Source organism: Bacillus sp. NEAU-CP5 (genome assembly GCF_026420705.1).
Lineage (GTDB): Bacteria > Bacillota > Bacilli > Bacillales > Bacillaceae > Bacillus > Bacillus velezensis.
Genome location: NZ_JAPMOV010000006.1, coordinates 79,660 through 98,046, shown reverse-complemented (window position 1 = coordinate 98,046; position 18,387 = coordinate 79,660). Strand labels below are relative to the sequence as shown.

Sequence of the window (18,387 nt, the reverse complement as noted above, 5' to 3'; positions counted from 1 at the left end):
TTATTCAGAGCGGCCGGAGTTTTTCCGGAGGTCATTTGAATGGTACAGAAAGGTTTTATCTTCCAATGGAAAGAAACATTATTATTCTATTTACCCGGGAAAACGGAGGAAATACAGCGTCTTTTTCTCAAATCAGTTGGGCGGACAGAAAGTTGTGAAGTGATATGGGCAAGTGTCCTCTTTTCACCTTTTTAAAAGTACGCTCAACGCATCCGCGCATGATCGGACGCGGAAACAGCTTTGCGAACGGCATCGCTTCTTTCCCGGAACGATGCCGTTTTCATTTTCGGACCTTTCTTCGGCGGGATACATATCATAGATAAAACAGGGCATCAATGTGCCGGTTTATTGAACATAAAGAACTTGACATCTCATAATAGCAGATTTATGATGTAGATAAAATAATTTGCGTCTAGGAAACTTTTTGTTATTTAGCTAAAAATCTATCGGAATTTAGGTGAGACATAATGAGCAAAGACATCTCAGCACAATCACTGCAAGCAAAAGCCGTGCAGGATGCACTTGACGGCAAAAGCAAGGGATTCAAGCGGCTTCTGCCTTTCTTAGGCCCAGCCTTTATCGCGGCGATTGCCTACATTGATCCGGGAAACTTCGCTACGAATATCTCAGCTGGTTCGAAATTTGGGTATATGCTGCTGTGGGTCATCCTCTTTTCAAACTTGATGGCTTTTTTAATTCAAGTTCTTTCCGCGAAGCTAGGAATCGCCACGGGTAAAAACCTTCCGGAAATCGCCAGAGACCGGTATCCGAAATGGGTATCCGCCGGGCTGTGGATACAGGGTGAACTGGTGATTATGGCAACTGATCTGGCAGAATTTATCGGGGCGGCGCTCGGGCTCAACCTGCTGTTCGGCATACCGATGGTTGAAGCGGCCATTATCGCGGCGATCGGATCATTCGCGATTTTAGAGCTGCAGCGCCGGGGTTACCGGGCGCTGGAAGCGGGCATCGCCGGACTTCTGTTTGTCGTGGTGATCGCCTTCGCTCTGCAAACCTTCTTTGCCAAACCTGACGCCGCTTCCGTTCTCGAAGGGCTGTTTATCCCGAAAATTGACGGAATGGACAGTGTGCTCTTAGCAACCGGGATACTCGGCGCAACCGTGATGCCGCATGCCATTTACTTACATTCAGCACTGACACAGCGCCGTGTCGTCGGAAAAACGGATAGTGAGCGGAAAAAGATCTTTAGATTCGAGACGATTGACATTCTCATCGCGATGGTGATCGCCGGGGCGATTAACGCAAGCATGCTCATCGTCGCTGCCGCGCTTTTCTTCAAGAACGGGCTGTATGTAGAAGATTTAGACGTGGCTTATCAGCAATTCGGCCACTATATCGGACCGGCTTCAGCCATTCTCTTCGGGATCGGGCTGCTGGCCGCAGGGCTTTCGAGCTCTTCTGTCGGCACATTGTCAGGCGATATTATCATGCAGGGCTTCATCCGTTACCGTATCCCGCTTTACTTGCGGCGTTTCATTACCATCATTCCGCCGATGATCATCATTATCTCAGGGGTAAACGCCACAGAAGCGCTCGTATGGAGCCAGGTCGTTCTTTCATTCGGCATCTCCTTTGCGCTCGTGCCGCTGATTATGTTTACAAGCAACAAACGCCTGATGGGCGCCCTGACGAACCGAAAATGGGTGACGGCTCTCGCCTGGCTGATTGCGGTTTTGGTGATCGCGCTTAATCTGTTTGTGATCTACGATTCATTCCGTTAGAAAAAACCGGCCATAGCGGCCGGTTTTTCTTTTGACGCCGGGTACCGTTCGTATCTTTTTCCGGGCGTTTTTGGTATGATAGAAGAAAAATCGGAGTTTTGCTTATGTCAGTATTTATCCTTTTTTATCTGTGGATTGTGCCGATTGTCATCGGCATCTTCTGTTCTCTTATTGCTTATCGGACAACGGGTAAGAAACGTCTGATTCCCGGCTTTTTCATGATCGCATTAAGCATCGTTTCCTTAATCACGGGGCTTTGGATCGGCGGGGTGAACTATCATGTGTTCATCGGGGGCATGTTTTTATTCGGTACGTTATTGGCCGGCTCCGCCTTCCCGTTTTTCTTCGCTCTTTCACGCAAACGAAAATAAACAGGCATGCCGCCTGTTTATTTTTTTCGTTAACCCTAAATTATAAAACCGCTCCGATAATGTGATTCCGCCTCAATCAGCCTGTACATGTGTTATATAGGCTCCAGCCCATGTCCCATCATCGAAACTGCAGCCAAAATGAATCCTGCTAAAGAAGATTTTGAATTATAAGAAAAATACTGTATTAAAATCCTATTTACCCCAAAAATACCTATTGATAGAATGGTATCTGAGAGGGGAAAATGTTCAAAGCGGATCATATCGGTCCCGCCTAAATACATAGTCTTTCATTTCTCTCTACACTACATTTCTAAAGGAGGATTTCCCATTAAACACGCAGCTAAAGGCATTCTGTTTGCCGCATCTTTAGCCCTTGTAACTACTGCTTTTGTCCCCGCATCCTTAGCTAAAGAAAATCATAATAATACTGCCAATGCCACTGGAACGACCAAATCATTTTTTTATCAGACTGATACGCAATTTTCCTACGGACTTAAAGCACAAAGCGATACATCTGTGTCAAAACCAGTCAAAGATGTAATCAGAGAAGTGCTGAAAAATAAAACAAAATTATTCAATCTTGTTGAAAAATTAGCAGGAAAGAAAATAAGAAATGAACTCGAATCCGTTTTCAATGAACACATAGAACCGGTTTTAAAGAAAATGCTGAACGAGTATGTCGCCTTAAGCTGGGCTGACGTGGAAAAGAATCTTTATCTTTCACTTAAAAAGTCCGGACTTTCTGACAGCCAGGCTAAAAACCTCGCTCAATTGACAACTTTAGCAATGAAAGCATTTTAAAATCATTCATAAATGATCGTCAGGAAAATACGTATGAAGTAATGCAAAGTGCTGTTAGATTCACTCTAATAGCACTTTTTCATTGGAGATGTCACATGACTGTCTTTTTTACTGTTCTGCTCACTTTCTTATGCTGCCTTGTGATTTCATCTCTTATTTTTATGATTCTATTAAAAAAGGAGATTGTGGATACACCACCCAACCACTTAGCTCATGCAGCATTCATAGGGCTTATTGGATTCTCCCTGTTCTTCGCTATAACTGTACCTAGCCTAGTTATTTATTTTGTAGCTATAACTGTAAATCATTTTTTCGGAGAGTATATCTTCTATGGTTCACTTTCAGACTTATACATATTTTCTGTCGTCGTAAGTATTTTAGCTTTAATTTATATGCTAATCCTTATGGCAATTGTAAAAGGAATGACTCATATTTTGACATTGCCTGCTTGGTCAGCCTATATCCTTGAATTCATTTTTGCATGGGCTGCTGTTTACTTCTCAATTCAATACGTTTCCAATCATATCATTGAGAACATATCTATATTTCAAAGTGGAGAAGTGCTTCTTTCATTGTTCATCACTTTCTTATTTTCGGGATTGGATATCCTTTTCACTAATTTGGATAAGATCACAAAAGAGAAATTAGGCTAAGGGGGTAACAAATATGAGGATCATGACATATATATCCTATTTTTCTATTTCTTTAGTTTTGCAGGTGGTATGGCTGCTGTTAATAAAAAGAACCTCCAATATATCTCTGATAGATATGATTACGGTGTCCTTCTTATTCACCCTCTTTATGTTCATCTTAGATCAAATTTTCAAAAAAAAGCGGACAAATTAGGGACTGTTTTTTAATAATCCTCGGGCTTCTCTTTCGGTTTGAAATGATTCCGGATCTGGGGATGTTGCGGCGAACCGTTCATTAATCTTTAACACCAGCCTCTGTAAAACACTTCTCCTTTTATATAACATCCTGACTTTTCCGTCATATATTCAAACGAAAAAACTGCAAAAGGGAGTAATAAAACATGATATTGTTTATTGGCAAGTTCATGTTGCTCTTTTTACTCTGTTCGCTGGCATATTATTTGTTTAAAATTGTTTATTACAATATAGGGAAGAACATCGCGCTTAAAACCCCGAAAGGGACAAAGACAAACCGGACGGCACGTGTGTTTGTCAAAAATGGAACTACACTGAATGAGGGAGATTACTTTATGATCGCTGTTGTGACCGCTCTCTGGCTGTTCTTGAGATGAATTGCACTGGTCCTTCACGAGTTTTTTGATCAGCCATCGCTCGCCAGCTGCGAATTTTACGATTTTCTTTACCGTTTCCACAGATTTTAATACGATATACTTTCGATTGCGGTCCCCGTCCTCTAAGCTTCCAAGCGGGTTAAAACTGCTGACCCCTTCCTTACCATGGAAGGGGTCAGTAAAGAAATAATCATCAATAAGAAAGCCTAAAAAAATAAACAGGCATGCAGCCTGTTTATTTTTTTGTAAGCGCCGGCTTTTTTAAAACAGCCGTTTTAAGCTTTTCTTGAGCGACGGCATTTCGATTTTTTGGTTTTCAAAGAAATTTTTCAGCATGTATTTGCTGAAGCCTTTCGCTTGGCCGTAAGTGATTTTTCCCGGAAGCGGCGGCTCATCGCCGATAACGGCGTCGATGACGACCGGCTCATTTGAGTTGAGCGCTTCATGAAAAGCGGGAGCCAATTCCTCGTGTTTCGTCACTTTGATCCCTTTTGCCCCGCAGCTTTCTGCAAAAGCGGCGTAATCCATATTTTGCAGCTGGGTGACGTAGTCAATGTTGCCTTTGACCCGCTGTTCATATTCAATCATGCCTAAATTTTCGTTGTTTAAAACGACAACCGTAATCGGCAGTTTGTATTTAACAGCCGTCGGCAGGTCCTGCATCACCATTGAAAATCCGCCGTCTCCGCAAATGGCGATGGACTGCCGCTCAGGTTCGGCAAGGCTTGCGGCAATCGCTCCCGGAAGCCCGCATCCCATCGTGGCGAGCCAGCTTGAGACGATAAAGTCCTGCTTCTTCATTTTAAAATGGCGGGCCATCCACACCGTAACCGTTCCGACATCCACCGACAGGACAGCGTCCTCTGCGGCGGCATCCTGAAGCCGGGCAATGACCTGCTGCGGCTTGAGCGGATGAGTCGCTTCGGTTTCATCCTTTTCGATTTCCTTCCACCAATGCTTCATGTGCTCGGTGCAGGCGTCTAAAAATCTTCTGTCTTCTTTATATTCAATGTATTCCGTCAGCTCTTTCAGCCCCAGAGCCGCATCACTGACAATTCCCGCATTGACGGGATAGCGCTTCCCGATTTTCGCCGGATCCGAATCAAGCTGAATGGCAGGCGTATCATCCGGGAGATAATCCCTGTACGGGAACGATGTGCCGAGCATAATCAGCAGATCGCATTCCTCCATGGCTTCGTAAGCGGGCTTTGTGCCGATTTGCCCGAGATTCCCGAGAAAGTGGGGATGGCTGTCAGGCACGACGCCTTTTGCCGGAAGGGTAATCACAATTGGAGCGGCCGCTTTATCGGCGAATGCGAGCAGCTCCTCTTTTGCTGATTTTAACCCTTGGCCGGCGAGAATGACCGGTTTTTTTGCGTTGTTAATATATTGCGCGCATGTCACGAGATGTTCTTTTTTCGGCTCTATATCGGCTTTGAGGTATATCGGCGATGTATAAACCGGCTCCCGTTTGATTTTTTGCGCGAATAAATCATCAGAAACGGTTAAAACGGCAACGCCTTTTTTGCTGTAAGCCGTGCGGATCGCCTGATTCAGAAGATCGGGCAGCGCTTCTGCCGTATGTACTTGCTGGTTGAACACCGCCACGTCCTCAAACATTTGCTCTAATTTGATTTCCTGAAAGCTGTCACGGCCGATTTCATCGGAAGCCACCTGTCCCGCAATCGCCAGCACCGGAACGCCGTCCGCTTTGGCGTCGTATAAACCGTTCAGCAGATGAACGGCCCCCGGTCCTGCGATTGAAAGGCAGACACCGATCTGCCCGGTCAGTTTTGCCTCAGCCGCGGCGGCCAGGGCTGCGACTTCTTCGTGCCGGGTTTGGATGAATGTCAGGTTATTTCGTTCATGTCTCAGTTCTTCGATAAATTCATTAATGCTGTCTCCGGGAATGCCGTATATATGACCGACTCCCCATTGTTCAAGCAGCTCCGTCATTACGTGTCCTGCTGTTTTACTTGGCATACTGCATCCTCCTTTTACCTGTATTCATCCCCTTTTTCATACGGGTTGAAACACGGGCTATACTCTCAGCTTTTTTCTTAGCAGATCAAGGATGGATAACAGATTTCGGTCTTTAAGGACTGCCTTACGATTTGCCGCCCCATTGAGTCCGTCTTTTATTTGCCGTTTTCTGTTCGGCACCATGAACAGCGGCAGCCGATTAGGACAAAACCAGCGTAAAGCGGCGGTTTCCGGCCCGTTCATCAGCGGAGTTCCCCCATTAATGGCTCCGATGAAAACTTGCTGTGTATCTTCAAATGCCGGCCTTTCATACTCACCGGCTTTTTGCAGGATGGTCACGTTATAACCGGTTTCTTCACAAGCCTCTCTGACGGCTGCGGCTTCAGGTATTTCACCTTCTGCAATCCCGCCCGTCATTTTGTATGATGACAAAAGCGCCTTGTGCCATGTCGTCCTCCTTTACAAAAAAGACCGCGGCATTCAGCCTGCGGTCTTTGCCGTTACTTTTTAAAATGATACGGCAGGGTGGCGACGATGATGTCCTTCTTCCAAAACAGCCGGACGCGGAGCAAGAAGGCTGATTGGTTGTGAAGGATCGTCTGCCAGCGTTTTTTCGTAATGAATTGCGGAAACAGCACCATCACGGAGAACTGTTCTTTCTTCGCTTTCTGTTCGACCGTTTCTAAAAATTTATCAAACGGGTGAACCAAACTGCGGTATGAGGAATGCAGGGTGACGAGGCGGATGCCGTTATGAAGCTCTTCCCAGCGCTTTTCCACCTTTTTTTCGTGTTCTCTGTCAAAGGAAACATGAACCGCAATGACCTGATCCGATAATGATTTCGCATACTGAATCGATTTTTGGACGACGGTGGTGACACCGGCGACAGGCACGATGACGACGGTTCCCTTGATTTCCTCAGGCTGCTGATCAACGACCCGCAGCTGTTCGCCGACCGCGGTGTAGTGATTTTTAATGACGAAAAACAGCATGACGACAGCAGGCATGAATAACAGCACCGGCCAGACAAGATTGAACTTTGTCGCGAATAAAATACACAGCACCATAAATGAAATGGCGGCGCCGCATGAATTGATCAGCATTTTTACCGCCCAGCCCTTCGGCTTCTGCCTGATCCACTTGATGCACATTCCCGTCTGCGACAGCGTAAACGGAATGAACACGCCGACAGCATAAAGCGGAATTAAATGTTCCGTGCGGCCGCCGAATAAAAGAATGAGCAAGATGGACGCGATACCGAGAAAGATGATTCCGTTTGAAAATCCTAATCGGTCGCCCCGTACCGTAAACATTCTCGGCATATACTGATCGCGCGCTAAATTAAACGCCAGCTGCGGAAAAGCGGAAAAGCCCGTATTCGCCGCAAGCACGAGAATCAAGGATGTAACGCCTTGAATGAAATAATACACCGTATGGCGGCCGAAAGTTTCCGCGGCGATTTGTGAAATAACGGTCTCGTTAGGCTTCGGTCCCGTGCCGTAGCCGTACGCCAGCACCGTAATCCCCGTAAATAAGATCGCCAGCAGAATCCCCATCATGGCCAGAGTGCGGGCCGCGTTTTTCGCCGGAGGATTTTTAAAGGCAGGGATCGCGTTTGAAATGGCTTCAACACCGGTCAGTGCCGAACAGCCGGATGAAAAGGCCTTCAGCAGCAAAAAGAGCGTGATGCCCGCCACGGGTGTGCCGATCGGCGTGTGTTCGGCCGGGTGAACCTGGCCCGTCATAAGCTTAAACAGTCCGACGACGATCAAAAGGACAAGCGCCGCCACAAACAGATAGACGGGATACGCCAAAATGGACGCCGACTCTGACAGTCCTCTCAAATTTAAAATCATAATCAGAATCACAAGCAAAACAGCAATGAGCAAATGATGCGGGTGCAAAGCCGGAAATGCCGATGTAATGGCGTCAGTTCCGGCAGAAATGCTTACCGCCACCGTCAGAATATAATCAACAAGCAATGAGCCGCCCGCAATCAGGCCCGGCTTCTCACCAAGGTTTTCTTTTGAAACCATATAAGCGCCTCCGCCTTGCGGATAAGCGTAAATAATCTGTCTGTAGGACAGAATCAAAGCAAGCAGCAAAATGAGAACGCCGGCTGCGATCGGAATGGAATACCAAAACGCGGCCGCGCTTACCGCAGCCAAAATGATCAGAATCTGTTCCGTTCCGTAAGCAACTGATGACAGCGCGTCTGAAGAAAGCATGGCGAGCGCCTTGAGTTTCGTGAGTTTCTGCTCTCCGGCCGCCTGTGATTTCAGCGGTTTCCCAATCAAAAATCTTTTGATTGAATGGTACATTTGTTGTCTTCCCCTTTTTTTCATTTTCCGTTTAATTTACAAACTTTTACTGCTATGATGTCTCCGAATGCTGATTGCATGCCTTATTTCAGCACAGCAAAAAGACACAGAGGCAAACGGATGCCCCTGCGCCATAATCGTGCACAGGTTTCATTCATCTCCTCTCATGAACGCTTACGAGGTTAGCTGTCGGATTCGGGCTTATGAGAGTTGGCCCTACCTGAAAAAGGATTCACCCCAAGCGGCATGACGCGCCGCAAATTGGTTCCCCCGCTCTGATTACAGATTAAGCGATATAGATTATAAAAGAGATCATACTCCCGTCCCGTTCAGTTGTAAAGGGGCTTTTATGCTGTTTCAAAAATAAAAAAATCACCGCCAAAAATGGAAATAAAAATACAAAAGAAGAGGCCTGTTAACGGCCTCTTTTTCCTTCATTACTCTTCGCTTTTTTCATGATCCGTTTTTCTTTTTTTCCTTCTTGCCGTCAGCCAGATCAGACCGGCCGCAATGATCATAAGCGCCGCGAAAACAGCGATATACGTGACGTTCAGTGCTGCGGAACGGCTTTTCGTATCAGCCGATGGACTGCTGTCATCTGACTTGATTTGCTGATGGTTCGAAAACAGCTGCTTGCCTGTCGTTTCGTTGACGACGGTTGCCGCATCGCTTGTGCTGTCTAAAAAGCTGATCAGCTCTTTTGTGACAGCCGCGCCGCTTCCTGATAACGGAGCAAAAACAGCAATACTGCTGTCTGAGTCCCAAGGTGATTTCTGTGTAAACGCGACTTGTTTCGTTGTCTCATTCAGCATCTGAAACGAAGAAACATCGTAAGCTCCGCTGCGGTCTGATGGCACGAGAAGCTTAGAGGCGTTTGATTTCAAAAGCGGAATTTGCGGCAGGCCTCCGATAAACACAACATTCCGGCCTTTGGCATCCGCTTCCTTCATGTCTGATGCCGTCTTTACGGTAAAGCCGTTTCCGAATGAATCCGCCACCAGAGAAAGTTCTTTCAGTGTCTGCATGTTTACGTCATCCGGGATGACGATCACTGTTTTCTCTTTCCCGCCGCCCGCAAACGGGAGCGGCCATTGCCCGAAATCCGCTTTCTGTGCCGCATCGCTTACCGGATACGTCAGCGTGCTGCTTTTATCAATATAGACCCATTTGTTTTCGTCACGGTCGATACACGGATTGTTATGTTTCAAACCTGATGTGACAAATTGCAGATCAATGTACCTGCTGCTTCGCAAAAGCTTCGGATCAATCGGGATTGAGACGTGGTAAAAGCCGTCTTTATCTTGATTGCCGAGATCATCAAGACGCACCGCATTCGGCTGTCCGTTGACCATGACGTTCAGCTCCGCTCTCTCAGCGTCATCATCTGAATCCGCCGTCTTCCGGACTGATTCCGACGTCTTTAATGTAAGTGAAAGCTTGACCTTACCGTCTTTATCAACAGCGGCCGCCGCAGGGTAAAAGAAGTGCTCTGACGCCGTTTTGTTTGATCCGACCGTTACATTTCCCGCGCCGAAGTCCTCTAGTGTCAGTTTATTGCCTGTCTTTCCCGCAGCGGGCTGAAGGCGGCCGATTGTCAAAGTATCTCCGCCCAGCTGGCTTGAATAAGCGCTGTCTGTGATGACGCGGATTTTATCCGCCAGCGTTTTGTCTGATTGCGCCGTGACAAAGAGGACGGGCTGCCGTTTGTCCCCTGATGTCAGAACCCGTTCAGCGAGAAGAAGTTTGTTGTCTTCCGCTTTGATGTTCCCTCGTTCGAAAAGCTCTTTTATTTTCCCGTTCCAATGCTGATCAGCTCCGATGACAATTGACGGATTGCTGATTTTGCCGGCGTCGGATTCTTTAACATAGGAAACCTTCAGCCTGCTGTCTGCCGTTTTCAGAAATGCTTCTGTTTTGACTGCTGCTTCAGCTTCCGCCGAGGTCGGTTTGTCAGGAAGGATAATATCGGTTTCTTCACCCGAATTGCCTGATTGGGCAAACGGATACGGGAAATAGCCGAGATCCGCTCCCTTTGACTTGCTTGCTTCTGAAAGCACAAGGCGGCTGTCCGGATAAATTTTTATCCAGTTGCCTGACGTATCCTGCCTGACGCAGACGCCCTCTTTTAATACGCCGTAAAATCGTAATGATACATTGTGATAGCCTTGGGCGGATTGGCTTTTGCTGAGATTGAGCTTCACCGTTTTCCGCTTGGAACTGCCGTCAAGCTTTATGGATTTGACGGGTTCATCATCAATGGCGATGGTTAAAGAAGACGGGGCAATTAATAAGTTTGACGCCTCGTAATCAATCAGAAGCGACTGATCGGTATTCGAAGCTCCCGCAGGAATCTGATAGGTCAGCTCTGCGCTGTCTTTCGCCCCGTACAGTGTCATCAGATCGCCAGTCAGCGCCTGCTGCTCTTTTGCGCCGGCGCTTGTTCCGAGGGCGGAACCGTCCGTTTTCAGTTCCCGGGCCGCGGCCGCCTGCCCGTTATACATCAATAGCAAAAGGCCAGTTATCAATATGATCGCTTTTTTCAAAAAGGTCACCCGCTTTTATTTTGATTGTATCGCTCCGTTTTGTACCACTTGACTTCCTGCTTGAACAAGCGGTGCTTAATCTCTGTGAATAATGACCAGATGACGAGCACGATCCAAGCCTGGGAGTATGTAAAGTACATCAGAAATACGATAAAGAAGTTTTGTTTGTTCATTTCTGTTTTTTCAATGCTTAAAGTAATCATGACCTCAGTCATAAACAGGAAAAAGGCCAGTATCCACAAAATCATCGCCAAAAACCCGACTGCCAGATGCAGGTCGTAAAAAAGATTGATGATAAAAATCGTGTTTGACATGATCACACCGAAGAAAAACAAAAAATACGTAAAAAAGAAATAAAACAGATCGAAGATGATCCGCTTGCGTTTCAGCTTGAAAAATTGGGATAAAAACTTGAGAACAACGTATTGGTTGCCGCGCGCCCATCTTGTCCGCTGACGCCACCAGACCTTCCATGTCTCAGGCTCCTGCTCCCATGTCACAGCCGCCGGGAAAAAGCGGATATGGTAGCCGAGATTATATACGCGGATGGTCAGCTCGGTATCCTCCGCCAGCGCCTTATCATCCCAGCCGCCGAGCTGTTCGATAATGCTCCGCCTGATCGCGAAGTTCGTCCCTGGGATGGTGGCGATTTTGAACCATTTCCATCTGCCGCCCTGCGCCATCCACTGAAAGCAGATGGTTTCAATATTGATAAACTTCGTCAGGATCGTTTTGGCCGCATTGATGACACGGAATTTCCCGACAACCGCTCCCGCTTTCTCATCATTCATCAGACCGAGAACCAGGTAGTACACCGCCATTTTTTCCGGCGTATTGTCTGCATCATACACGCAGATCACGTCTCCGTTCGATTCCGCGAACCCTGAGTTCAGCGCCGAAGATTTTCCTTTTCCGGCGTTCGGGGGCTTTGTGATGACCATTTTAATGAAGTCATACTGACGGGAAAATTCATTGACGATGTCTCCCGTCCGGTCGGAGGAATTATCGTTAACGACGATGATCTCAAGCCTGTCTTTCGGATAATACAGGTTCACCATCGCCTTCAGCGTCTGCCTGATGACGACCTCCTCGTTATGCGCGGGGATGAGCACGCTGACCTTCGGGAGCTCCCCCATCTTTGCGCGCCATTTCGGAATGTTCCGTTCGAAGGTCATATAATGCCTGAATCCGCCCTGCATCAGAAACATGTGATAGAGAAGCATCACCCATATTAAACTTAATGAGATAAAAAACAGAATGTTACTCAAGGGTTCTTCTCTCCTTAAAGATTCGTTTTTTTAATGTGGCGCGCAAATATAGAACGTAGCAGGCGAACATGATGATAAACAATAACACCACGCCGGAGAGAATCCAAAGCGCTTTTTCCAGAGGCGTCTGCTGATGGTGATTGAAAAAGGCCGTTATCGGATGAATCTTGTTTTCCACATGAATGGTTCCGTCTCCATCCGTTTTGATCCTGACGCTGTCCGACGTTACCGTTTGCTTCGTTTTCTTCAGATCGAGCCACTCGCCGCCGGGAATCCGCTCCATCTGATTGACGAGCTCGGGGAGGTATTTCATGCCGAGATACGGATGGTAGAAACCGCCCGCCGTTCCGCCGCCGAAATCAATCATCTGCGAAATATGATTCTCCATATCTCCGAGCGGATTTTCCTTTGAGCTATCGGCATAACCGATTGTTTCTGGGTACAGCGTCATCCCGTGCAGCATAGCCGGCTTTGAGACGAACGGAGGGGCGCCCGAAGTTTTCCACGTCGTGCCGCTGAGCTGCACTTGTCCGAAAATGCTGGAGAAATAAGAAGATGCGATTTTGTAGCCTTCTTCAGACATCGTATAATGCGGCGCTTCGAATGACAGCGGGTAAAGACCGAGCTCTGTCAGATCGTCAATCGCCTGCTCCAGCTTCGTTCTCGTGTAGATGTTTTCTTTTTCACGGAAAGGCTGCACATACGCCCGGTACGCTTTTTCATTCGGAAAATCCTGTTCCTTTTCAAGCTTGACCGGAGTATCATCTGCATTTTCTGACGTAATCGGCTGATCCGCTTTGGCATCCCAAAATTCAAAGCCTTCTCCCGTTTCGCTGTATCGGTATGCGTGCGTGTAGCCGTGAATAATGATGCTGCCGCCCATTTGCTGAAGTTTTTTCAGGACTCTGACCATTTTCGGCTTGTCCGCCAGGTATACTTTTTCTCCGTTTTCCGGATTGAGATAGACCGGAATGACTGCCAGAATAAACGGAATGTGTCTTTTATGCAGGTAAGCGCCCGCTTCGTAAAGCAATGTTTCATCTGACATCGGACTGATGTCCTCAAGCCGTAAATAAAGGAGGGTGCCGCCTTCTGATTCTCCGAATGCGTTGCGCAGCGCTTTCGCCGTCAGAAACGAGTCATTTAACAGGCTCGTCACACCGAAATAATAGTCAGAGCGCGCCGTTTTCCACATAAAAGGGCGGGTGCTGCCGTCACCGGACCGGTATGTATAAAAGGGCTCCCCTTTTACTCCCGATACGCCGAGCACGGACATCCCTTTTTCAAGCGGCATGTCTGTTTTTTCTTCTTTGCTGTAAATGCGGTATACCGTTTCTTTTTCTGCCAGGGACAAACCCGCAAATTGGCGGAACTGTCCGGCGTTATAGCCGATGCTGATCAGCTTTTGCGGCATACTGCTGATCAGAGACACAAATGATGCGCTGAGCTTTTTTTTCGTGACGCCGTAGTAGATGACGCGCCGATTCTTTTTGAGATCGGCTGCTGTGATGTCTCCGTCGCTTTTCACGGTGACGGCGGATGAGAAATGGCCCGCGGTCAGATCAAGCATTTTGACCTCAGCGGTTTCTTTGCCGTCCGTGCTTGTATAAATAATGAGAATACCGTCCTTTTTGTCTTTTGCTTCCGCCGTGAGGGGAACATAAACCGCCGAAATCATGAAGAGCGCCGAGAGTAAGAGACGTATCCATTTAGAGTTCATTCATCATCATCTCGTTTTCCAGTTCATTTAAAAATTGCTCGGCCGTTTGTAAATCCTTTCGGTACGCCAAGTAACATACACGGAAGGTGATGGAGACGTATTTACCGTTTTGCAGCCGGTACGTATCCAATTCCTTTTTCAGCTTCGCCAGAACGGCCGGCATGTTTTCTTCAGGCGTATGGGTCAGCACGATGCCGAACCGTTCGGCGGACGGCCTGAATTTTTTGTCTGTTTCCCGAACGCTTGACCGGATTTGGCGGCTGATAAACGCCAGCAGCCGATCGGTCTCTTTTTCTCCGTAGAGGGATTGGAATTCCTTGAAATAATGCATGTGCAGCAGCAAAAAGACGAAGGAATTGCCGTAGCGTTCCGCCCGCTTGATTTCCTCAGAAAGCTCCAGCTTCATCCGCAGATGGTTGTCAAAGCCGGTTACCCTGTCGACGGCGACAAAGCTCGTAATCTCTTCACGCAGCTGTTTCACTGAGCGCTCAAGCCCCTTCGCCAACTCGTGAATCCTTCCCGCTATGTAAGAAAAGAGCAGCAGCGCAATCCCCCAAATGACCAGCACCGGCAGACTTTCGGCACCGGCAGACGCCATAAAGCTCCCGGTCTGAAACCACAGGAGCAGGCTGCCGAGAACAAATAAGACGAGTAAGGTGATGACGAGCGCGTAGATTGCCCCGAACCATATGCCGGCTCCCGCAACAAGCAATGTGATGCAGGTTATCAGAAGCCCTGCGGATTGCTGAGACGCATAGTAAATAAAAAAAGACAGCAGCACCAGCATAACTGCTGTGTAGCTGCACAGTTTTTGTGATTCATTGAATGATATTTTCATTAAACAATTTCCTTTCAGCCAGAAGCGGCAGCAGGTTATCGAAAGAATGTGTATCGCCCCCGCTCATATAGCCGCCGTAATCAGGTTTCAGCGTGTCTAGTGTTTCAAATGAAGTCATTCTTTCATAAAGCGGCTTGATGACAGCCGGATCAGCTTTTTGTTCTGCTAAAAAAAGAACGGCCAGGGCGTAAACGGACGGTGATTCGTATTGAACCGCCGGCTTCTTCGTGTCTGCGCTGTATCGTCCGTACAGCTGTCCGCGCGACTTAAATTCCTTTATCATCCATTTCGACAGCACAGCGGCTTTGCCATCGCCCCGCTTCAGATTCACGGCGGCGTACAGCTGGTCGATGATATTCACTTCGCTGTCATATTTGTATTCCTTAGTTTCGGTATTGAACGATTTCGGCAGAAAACCATTTTTCAGGGGCGCAAGATTGAGAACATCAAGGTTCCGGTTTTCCGTTTTCTCATCGATAATCCCCTTTTCTCTGAGCATCTGTAAGGCGCCGGGGTCGACATAGGACAACGTCACGGTCTTTGACGCGGCATTTGAAGCGGCATCATAATAATCCGTAAAATACCCGTCATTCGTATTGTATTTTTCCAGCGCCTTCCCGATCTGCACCGCTGTTTTCCCGTATTCACTGTTTCCCCACAGGATTCCGGCCTCATTCAGACAGTTCATGATTCTGAAATCGTCAATTAAGGCATTGGTGCCGCTCGCTTTATTCCCGTCAATCTTCCACGACACGAGCCCGTTTTTCGTCAGAAACGAATCGGTGAGAAGCTGATATTGCGCTTGAAACTGCCGTTCATCTTTCCTGTTCAGCAAAAATGCCATCCATAGTCCGAGAGACTCAGATAAATATTCCGGCTCACCGGATATGTTCGTCCGGATCATCCCCCGCCCGTTCATCAATTTATGATAAATAAAATGCTCTGCGGGCTGAAGCGGTCCGGACGGTTCGGCCGCCGCCTGTTTTTCAGTGCCGGCCTCCGCGCACCCCGCCGTCAGAACGATCGAAATCAAAAGGATCATCAGACGAAAAACGAATTGCTTCACAGTCCATCCTCCTATTTTATAAACCCTTTTTTAGACCCATATCTTATTTTTTCACAAAGTATTTTTACTATATAGGAAACGATAAAAGAATACTAGCATTTTTTCACATTGGAAAATTTTAAATGGGAGCGCCGCCTGCTCACCTTTCCCCTCTTCGTCTGGATCGTATTCCCATTACAGTTAAAAACACAACAAAAGGCAGCATTTCTTTACAAATGCTGCCTTTCACTGATCTATTTATCCAGGCCGAGTTTTTTCAGCTGTTCTGCCAGCGCATTGTTCATCGGCTCCTCTTTGTTTTGGCTTTTCATATAAGAGTTGATGTCCCGCTTGGATGCGCGTCTGGATTTATCTTTCGCCTTGCGCTTTTCAAAGACGGACAGTTTCTCCCGGTGGCCGCATACACATGCGAAGGTTTGGCCTTCACCCTGGCCGCGAAGCTCCATTTTCTTATGACAGTTCGGGCAGCGGGCGTTTGTTTTTCTTGCCAGCGTTTTCCGGCTGCCGCACTCACGATCCTGACATACGAGCATCGTGCCGCGTTTGCCGTTGACTTTAAGCATCATTTTGCCGCAATCAGGGCAGGCGGTGCCTGAAATGTTGTCATGTCTGAAAGTCTGGCTGCTGTTTTTGATTTCCTTCACCGTTTTGCCCGCATATGTTTTCATGTCTTTAATGAACACGGCGGATTTCAGTTTGCCCGCTGCGATGGCGGAGAGCTTTTGCTCCCACTCAGCGGTTAAGGCCGGCGATTTTAAATCTTCCGGGACGAGCTGTAAGAGCTGCTTCCCTTTTGACGTGATGAAAATATCTTTTTCTTTTTTCTCGATTAAGAAACTGTTGAACAGTTTTTCAATGATATCAGCGCGGGTGGCGACTGTTCCGAGTCCGCCGGTTTCACCCAATGTTTTCACAAGGTTCTTCTCTTCTCCCTGCATAAAGGCGCTTGGGTTCTCCATTGCGGATAACAGCGTGCCTTCATTAAAGCGCGCCGGCGGTTTCGTCTGTCCGCTCGTTTCTTTCAATGATGAGACAGTGAGGCGCTGACCCTGCTGAAGATCCGGGAGCGTCTGGTCTTTGTCTTCCTCGTGATCGTCGTCATCCTCGTACATATCATACACGGCTTTCCAACCAGGCGATTGAACCGTTTTCCCTTTTGCGGTAAATGTTTCGCCGCCGATATCGGCTGTGACCTTTGTTTCTTCGTATTCGAACGCCGGCATTAACACGGCGAGAAAACGTTTGGCGATCAGATCGTAAAGCTTTCGTTCTTTGTCGCTGAGGCTTGAAAGGATCAGCGGCTCCTCTGTCGGAATAATGGCATGGTGATCCGATACTTTCGCATCATTGACGAATCCTTTATGCGCTTTGACGCCCCGCTTCAGTATTTGATTGACGTATTGCGCGTACGGCTTAACTTCCATGCCGTTTAAACGGTCTTTTAAAGTCGGCACGATGTCTGCGGAAAGGAATCTGGAATCCGTCCGCGGGTAAGTGACAAGCTTATGCTGTTCATACAGCTTTTGAAGCACGGACAGCGTTTCTTTTGCGGAGAAACCGAAGCGCTTATGAGCGTCCCGCTGCAATTCCGTCAAGTCGTAAAGACCGGGTGCGAAGCTTTTCTTCGCCGTTTTTTTCAATTCTGAAATGACTGCCGGCTTTCCTTGCAGGTCTTTTGCCAAACGGCCGGTCACCGTCTGATCGAATGTTCTAGTCTGCTTTGTTTTTTTATCCTGCCATGTCAGCGTCATCTGTTCAGCCGCCGCGCGGAGACCGTAATAAGGAACGGGTTTGAACGCCTGAATGTCCGCTTCACGCTTGGCGATCATCGCCAGTGTCGGAGTCTGGACGCGTCCGCATGACAGCTGCGCGTTAAATTTTGTCGTCAGCGCGCGGGTCGCGTTGATGCCGACGATCCAATCCGCTTCCGCTCTGGCAACCGCGGAATGATACAGATTTTCGTACTCTTTGCCGTTGCGGAGCTTTTGAAATCCTTCTTTAATCGCCTTATCCGTCACAGAGGAAATCCACAGCCGCTTAATCGGTTTGCGGACGTTTGCTTTTTCGATAATCCAGCGGGCCACAAGCTCCCCTTCCCGTCCTGCGTCTGTAGCGATTACGATCTGGCTGACGTCTTTTCGGACAAGCTGAGCTTTGACCGCATTGAACTGTTTTCCTGTTTTTTTAATGACGACGAGCTTTAAAGGCTCCGGAATAATCGGCAGATCCTCAAGCCGCCATGATTGAAATTCTTTGCCGTATCCTTCAGGGTCAGCGAGCGTTACCAGATGTCCGAGCGCCCATGTGACGATGTAGCGGTCGCCTTCAAGATATCCGTTTCCTTTTTTATGACACTTCAGCACGCGGGCCAAGTCCCGGCCGACTGAAGGTTTTTCAGCTAATACAACTGTTTTTGACATGCTTTTCACTTCTCTTTCTTTCACAATCATCCTGTTATTATAACAGACTT

Annotated in this window: 13 protein-coding genes, 1 pseudogene and 1 riboswitch; of the genes and pseudogenes, 5 read left to right on the top strand and 9 right to left on the bottom strand. The window is 47.6% G+C overall.

The window, feature by feature from the left end; genetic code table 11:
* The first annotated feature begins 464 nt into the window (after positions 1-464).
* The 5 genes from OTK50_RS17360 (at position 465) to OTK50_RS17340 (ending at position 4,178) form a co-directional block, all read left to right on the top strand.
* Positions 465-1,742, top strand: a complete 1,278-nt coding sequence (locus tag OTK50_RS17360) for an Nramp family divalent metal transporter (RefSeq protein WP_088005335.1) — start codon at positions 465-467, stop codon at positions 1,740-1,742.
* A gap of 104 nt (positions 1,743-1,846) precedes the next feature.
* Positions 1,847-2,113, top strand: a complete 267-nt coding sequence (locus OTK50_RS17355) for a hypothetical protein (RefSeq protein ID WP_007609521.1) — start codon at positions 1,847-1,849, stop codon at positions 2,111-2,113.
* A gap of 222 nt (positions 2,114-2,335) precedes the next feature.
* Positions 2,336-2,914, top strand: a complete 579-nt coding sequence (locus tag OTK50_RS17350) for a hypothetical protein (protein ID WP_224224041.1) — start codon at positions 2,336-2,338, stop codon at positions 2,912-2,914.
* Between the two features lie 95 nt (positions 2,915-3,009).
* Positions 3,010-3,567 (top strand): hypothetical protein, encoded by a 558-nt coding sequence (locus tag OTK50_RS17345; protein ID WP_224224040.1) that lies wholly within the window; start codon positions 3,010-3,012, stop codon positions 3,565-3,567.
* Between the two features lie 380 nt (positions 3,568-3,947).
* Entirely contained in the window at positions 3,948-4,178 is a 231-nt protein-coding gene (locus tag OTK50_RS17340) for a hypothetical protein (protein ID WP_012116845.1), read from the top strand.
* Positions 4,179-4,439: 261 nt separating this feature from the next.
* Here OTK50_RS17340 and OTK50_RS17335 read toward each other — a convergent pair whose 3' ends face one another.
* From OTK50_RS17335 to OTK50_RS17295, 9 genes and pseudogenes are all read right to left on the bottom strand, one after another.
* Positions 4,440-6,161 (bottom strand): pyruvate oxidase, encoded by a 1,722-nt coding sequence (locus tag OTK50_RS17335; RefSeq protein WP_014304370.1) that lies wholly within the window; start codon positions 6,159-6,161, stop codon positions 4,440-4,442.
* A 57-nt stretch (positions 6,162-6,218) separates the two neighbouring features.
* Positions 6,219-6,609, bottom strand: a pseudogene (locus tag OTK50_RS17330) (NUDIX hydrolase).
* A 52-nt stretch (positions 6,610-6,661) separates the two neighbouring features.
* Positions 6,662-8,482, bottom strand: a complete 1,821-nt coding sequence (locus tag OTK50_RS17325; protein WP_224224038.1) for an APC family permease — start codon at positions 8,480-8,482, stop codon at positions 6,662-6,664.
* Positions 8,483-8,638: 156 nt separating this feature from the next.
* Positions 8,639-8,785, bottom strand: a riboswitch (cyclic di-AMP (ydaO/yuaA leader).
* 134 nt (positions 8,786-8,919) lie between these two features.
* Positions 8,920-11,025 carry a cellulose biosynthesis cyclic di-GMP-binding regulatory protein BcsB gene (locus OTK50_RS17320; RefSeq protein WP_266121990.1) on the bottom strand — a complete coding sequence of 702 codons (2,106 nt, stop codon included), beginning with the start codon at positions 11,023-11,025 and terminating at the stop codon, positions 8,920-8,922.
* A 5-nt stretch (positions 11,026-11,030) separates the two neighbouring features.
* Entirely contained in the window at positions 11,031-12,293 is a 1,263-nt protein-coding gene (locus tag OTK50_RS17315) for a glycosyltransferase family 2 protein (RefSeq protein ID WP_017419244.1), read from the bottom strand.
* Entirely contained in the window at positions 12,286-14,013 is a 1,728-nt protein-coding gene (locus tag OTK50_RS17310) for a DUF2334 domain-containing protein (protein WP_266121989.1), read from the bottom strand. Before OTK50_RS17310 ends, OTK50_RS17315 begins: the two co-directional genes overlap by 8 nt.
* Positions 14,003-14,851 carry a diguanylate cyclase domain-containing protein gene (locus tag OTK50_RS17305; RefSeq protein WP_266121988.1) on the bottom strand — a complete coding sequence of 283 codons (849 nt, stop codon included), beginning with the start codon at positions 14,849-14,851 and terminating at the stop codon, positions 14,003-14,005. The genes OTK50_RS17310 and OTK50_RS17305 overlap by 11 nt, the downstream gene beginning before the upstream one ends.
* Positions 14,832-15,917, bottom strand: coding sequence for a lipoprotein YdaJ (locus OTK50_RS17300; RefSeq protein WP_266121987.1), 1,086 nt, complete (start codon positions 15,915-15,917; stop codon positions 14,832-14,834). The genes OTK50_RS17305 and OTK50_RS17300 overlap by 20 nt, the downstream gene beginning before the upstream one ends.
* 233 nt (positions 15,918-16,150) lie before the next feature.
* A complete protein-coding gene (locus OTK50_RS17295; protein ID WP_266121986.1) occupies positions 16,151-18,337 on the bottom strand; it encodes a DNA topoisomerase III in 2,187 nt (728 codons plus the stop codon).
* Positions 18,338-18,387 lie beyond the last annotated feature (50 nt).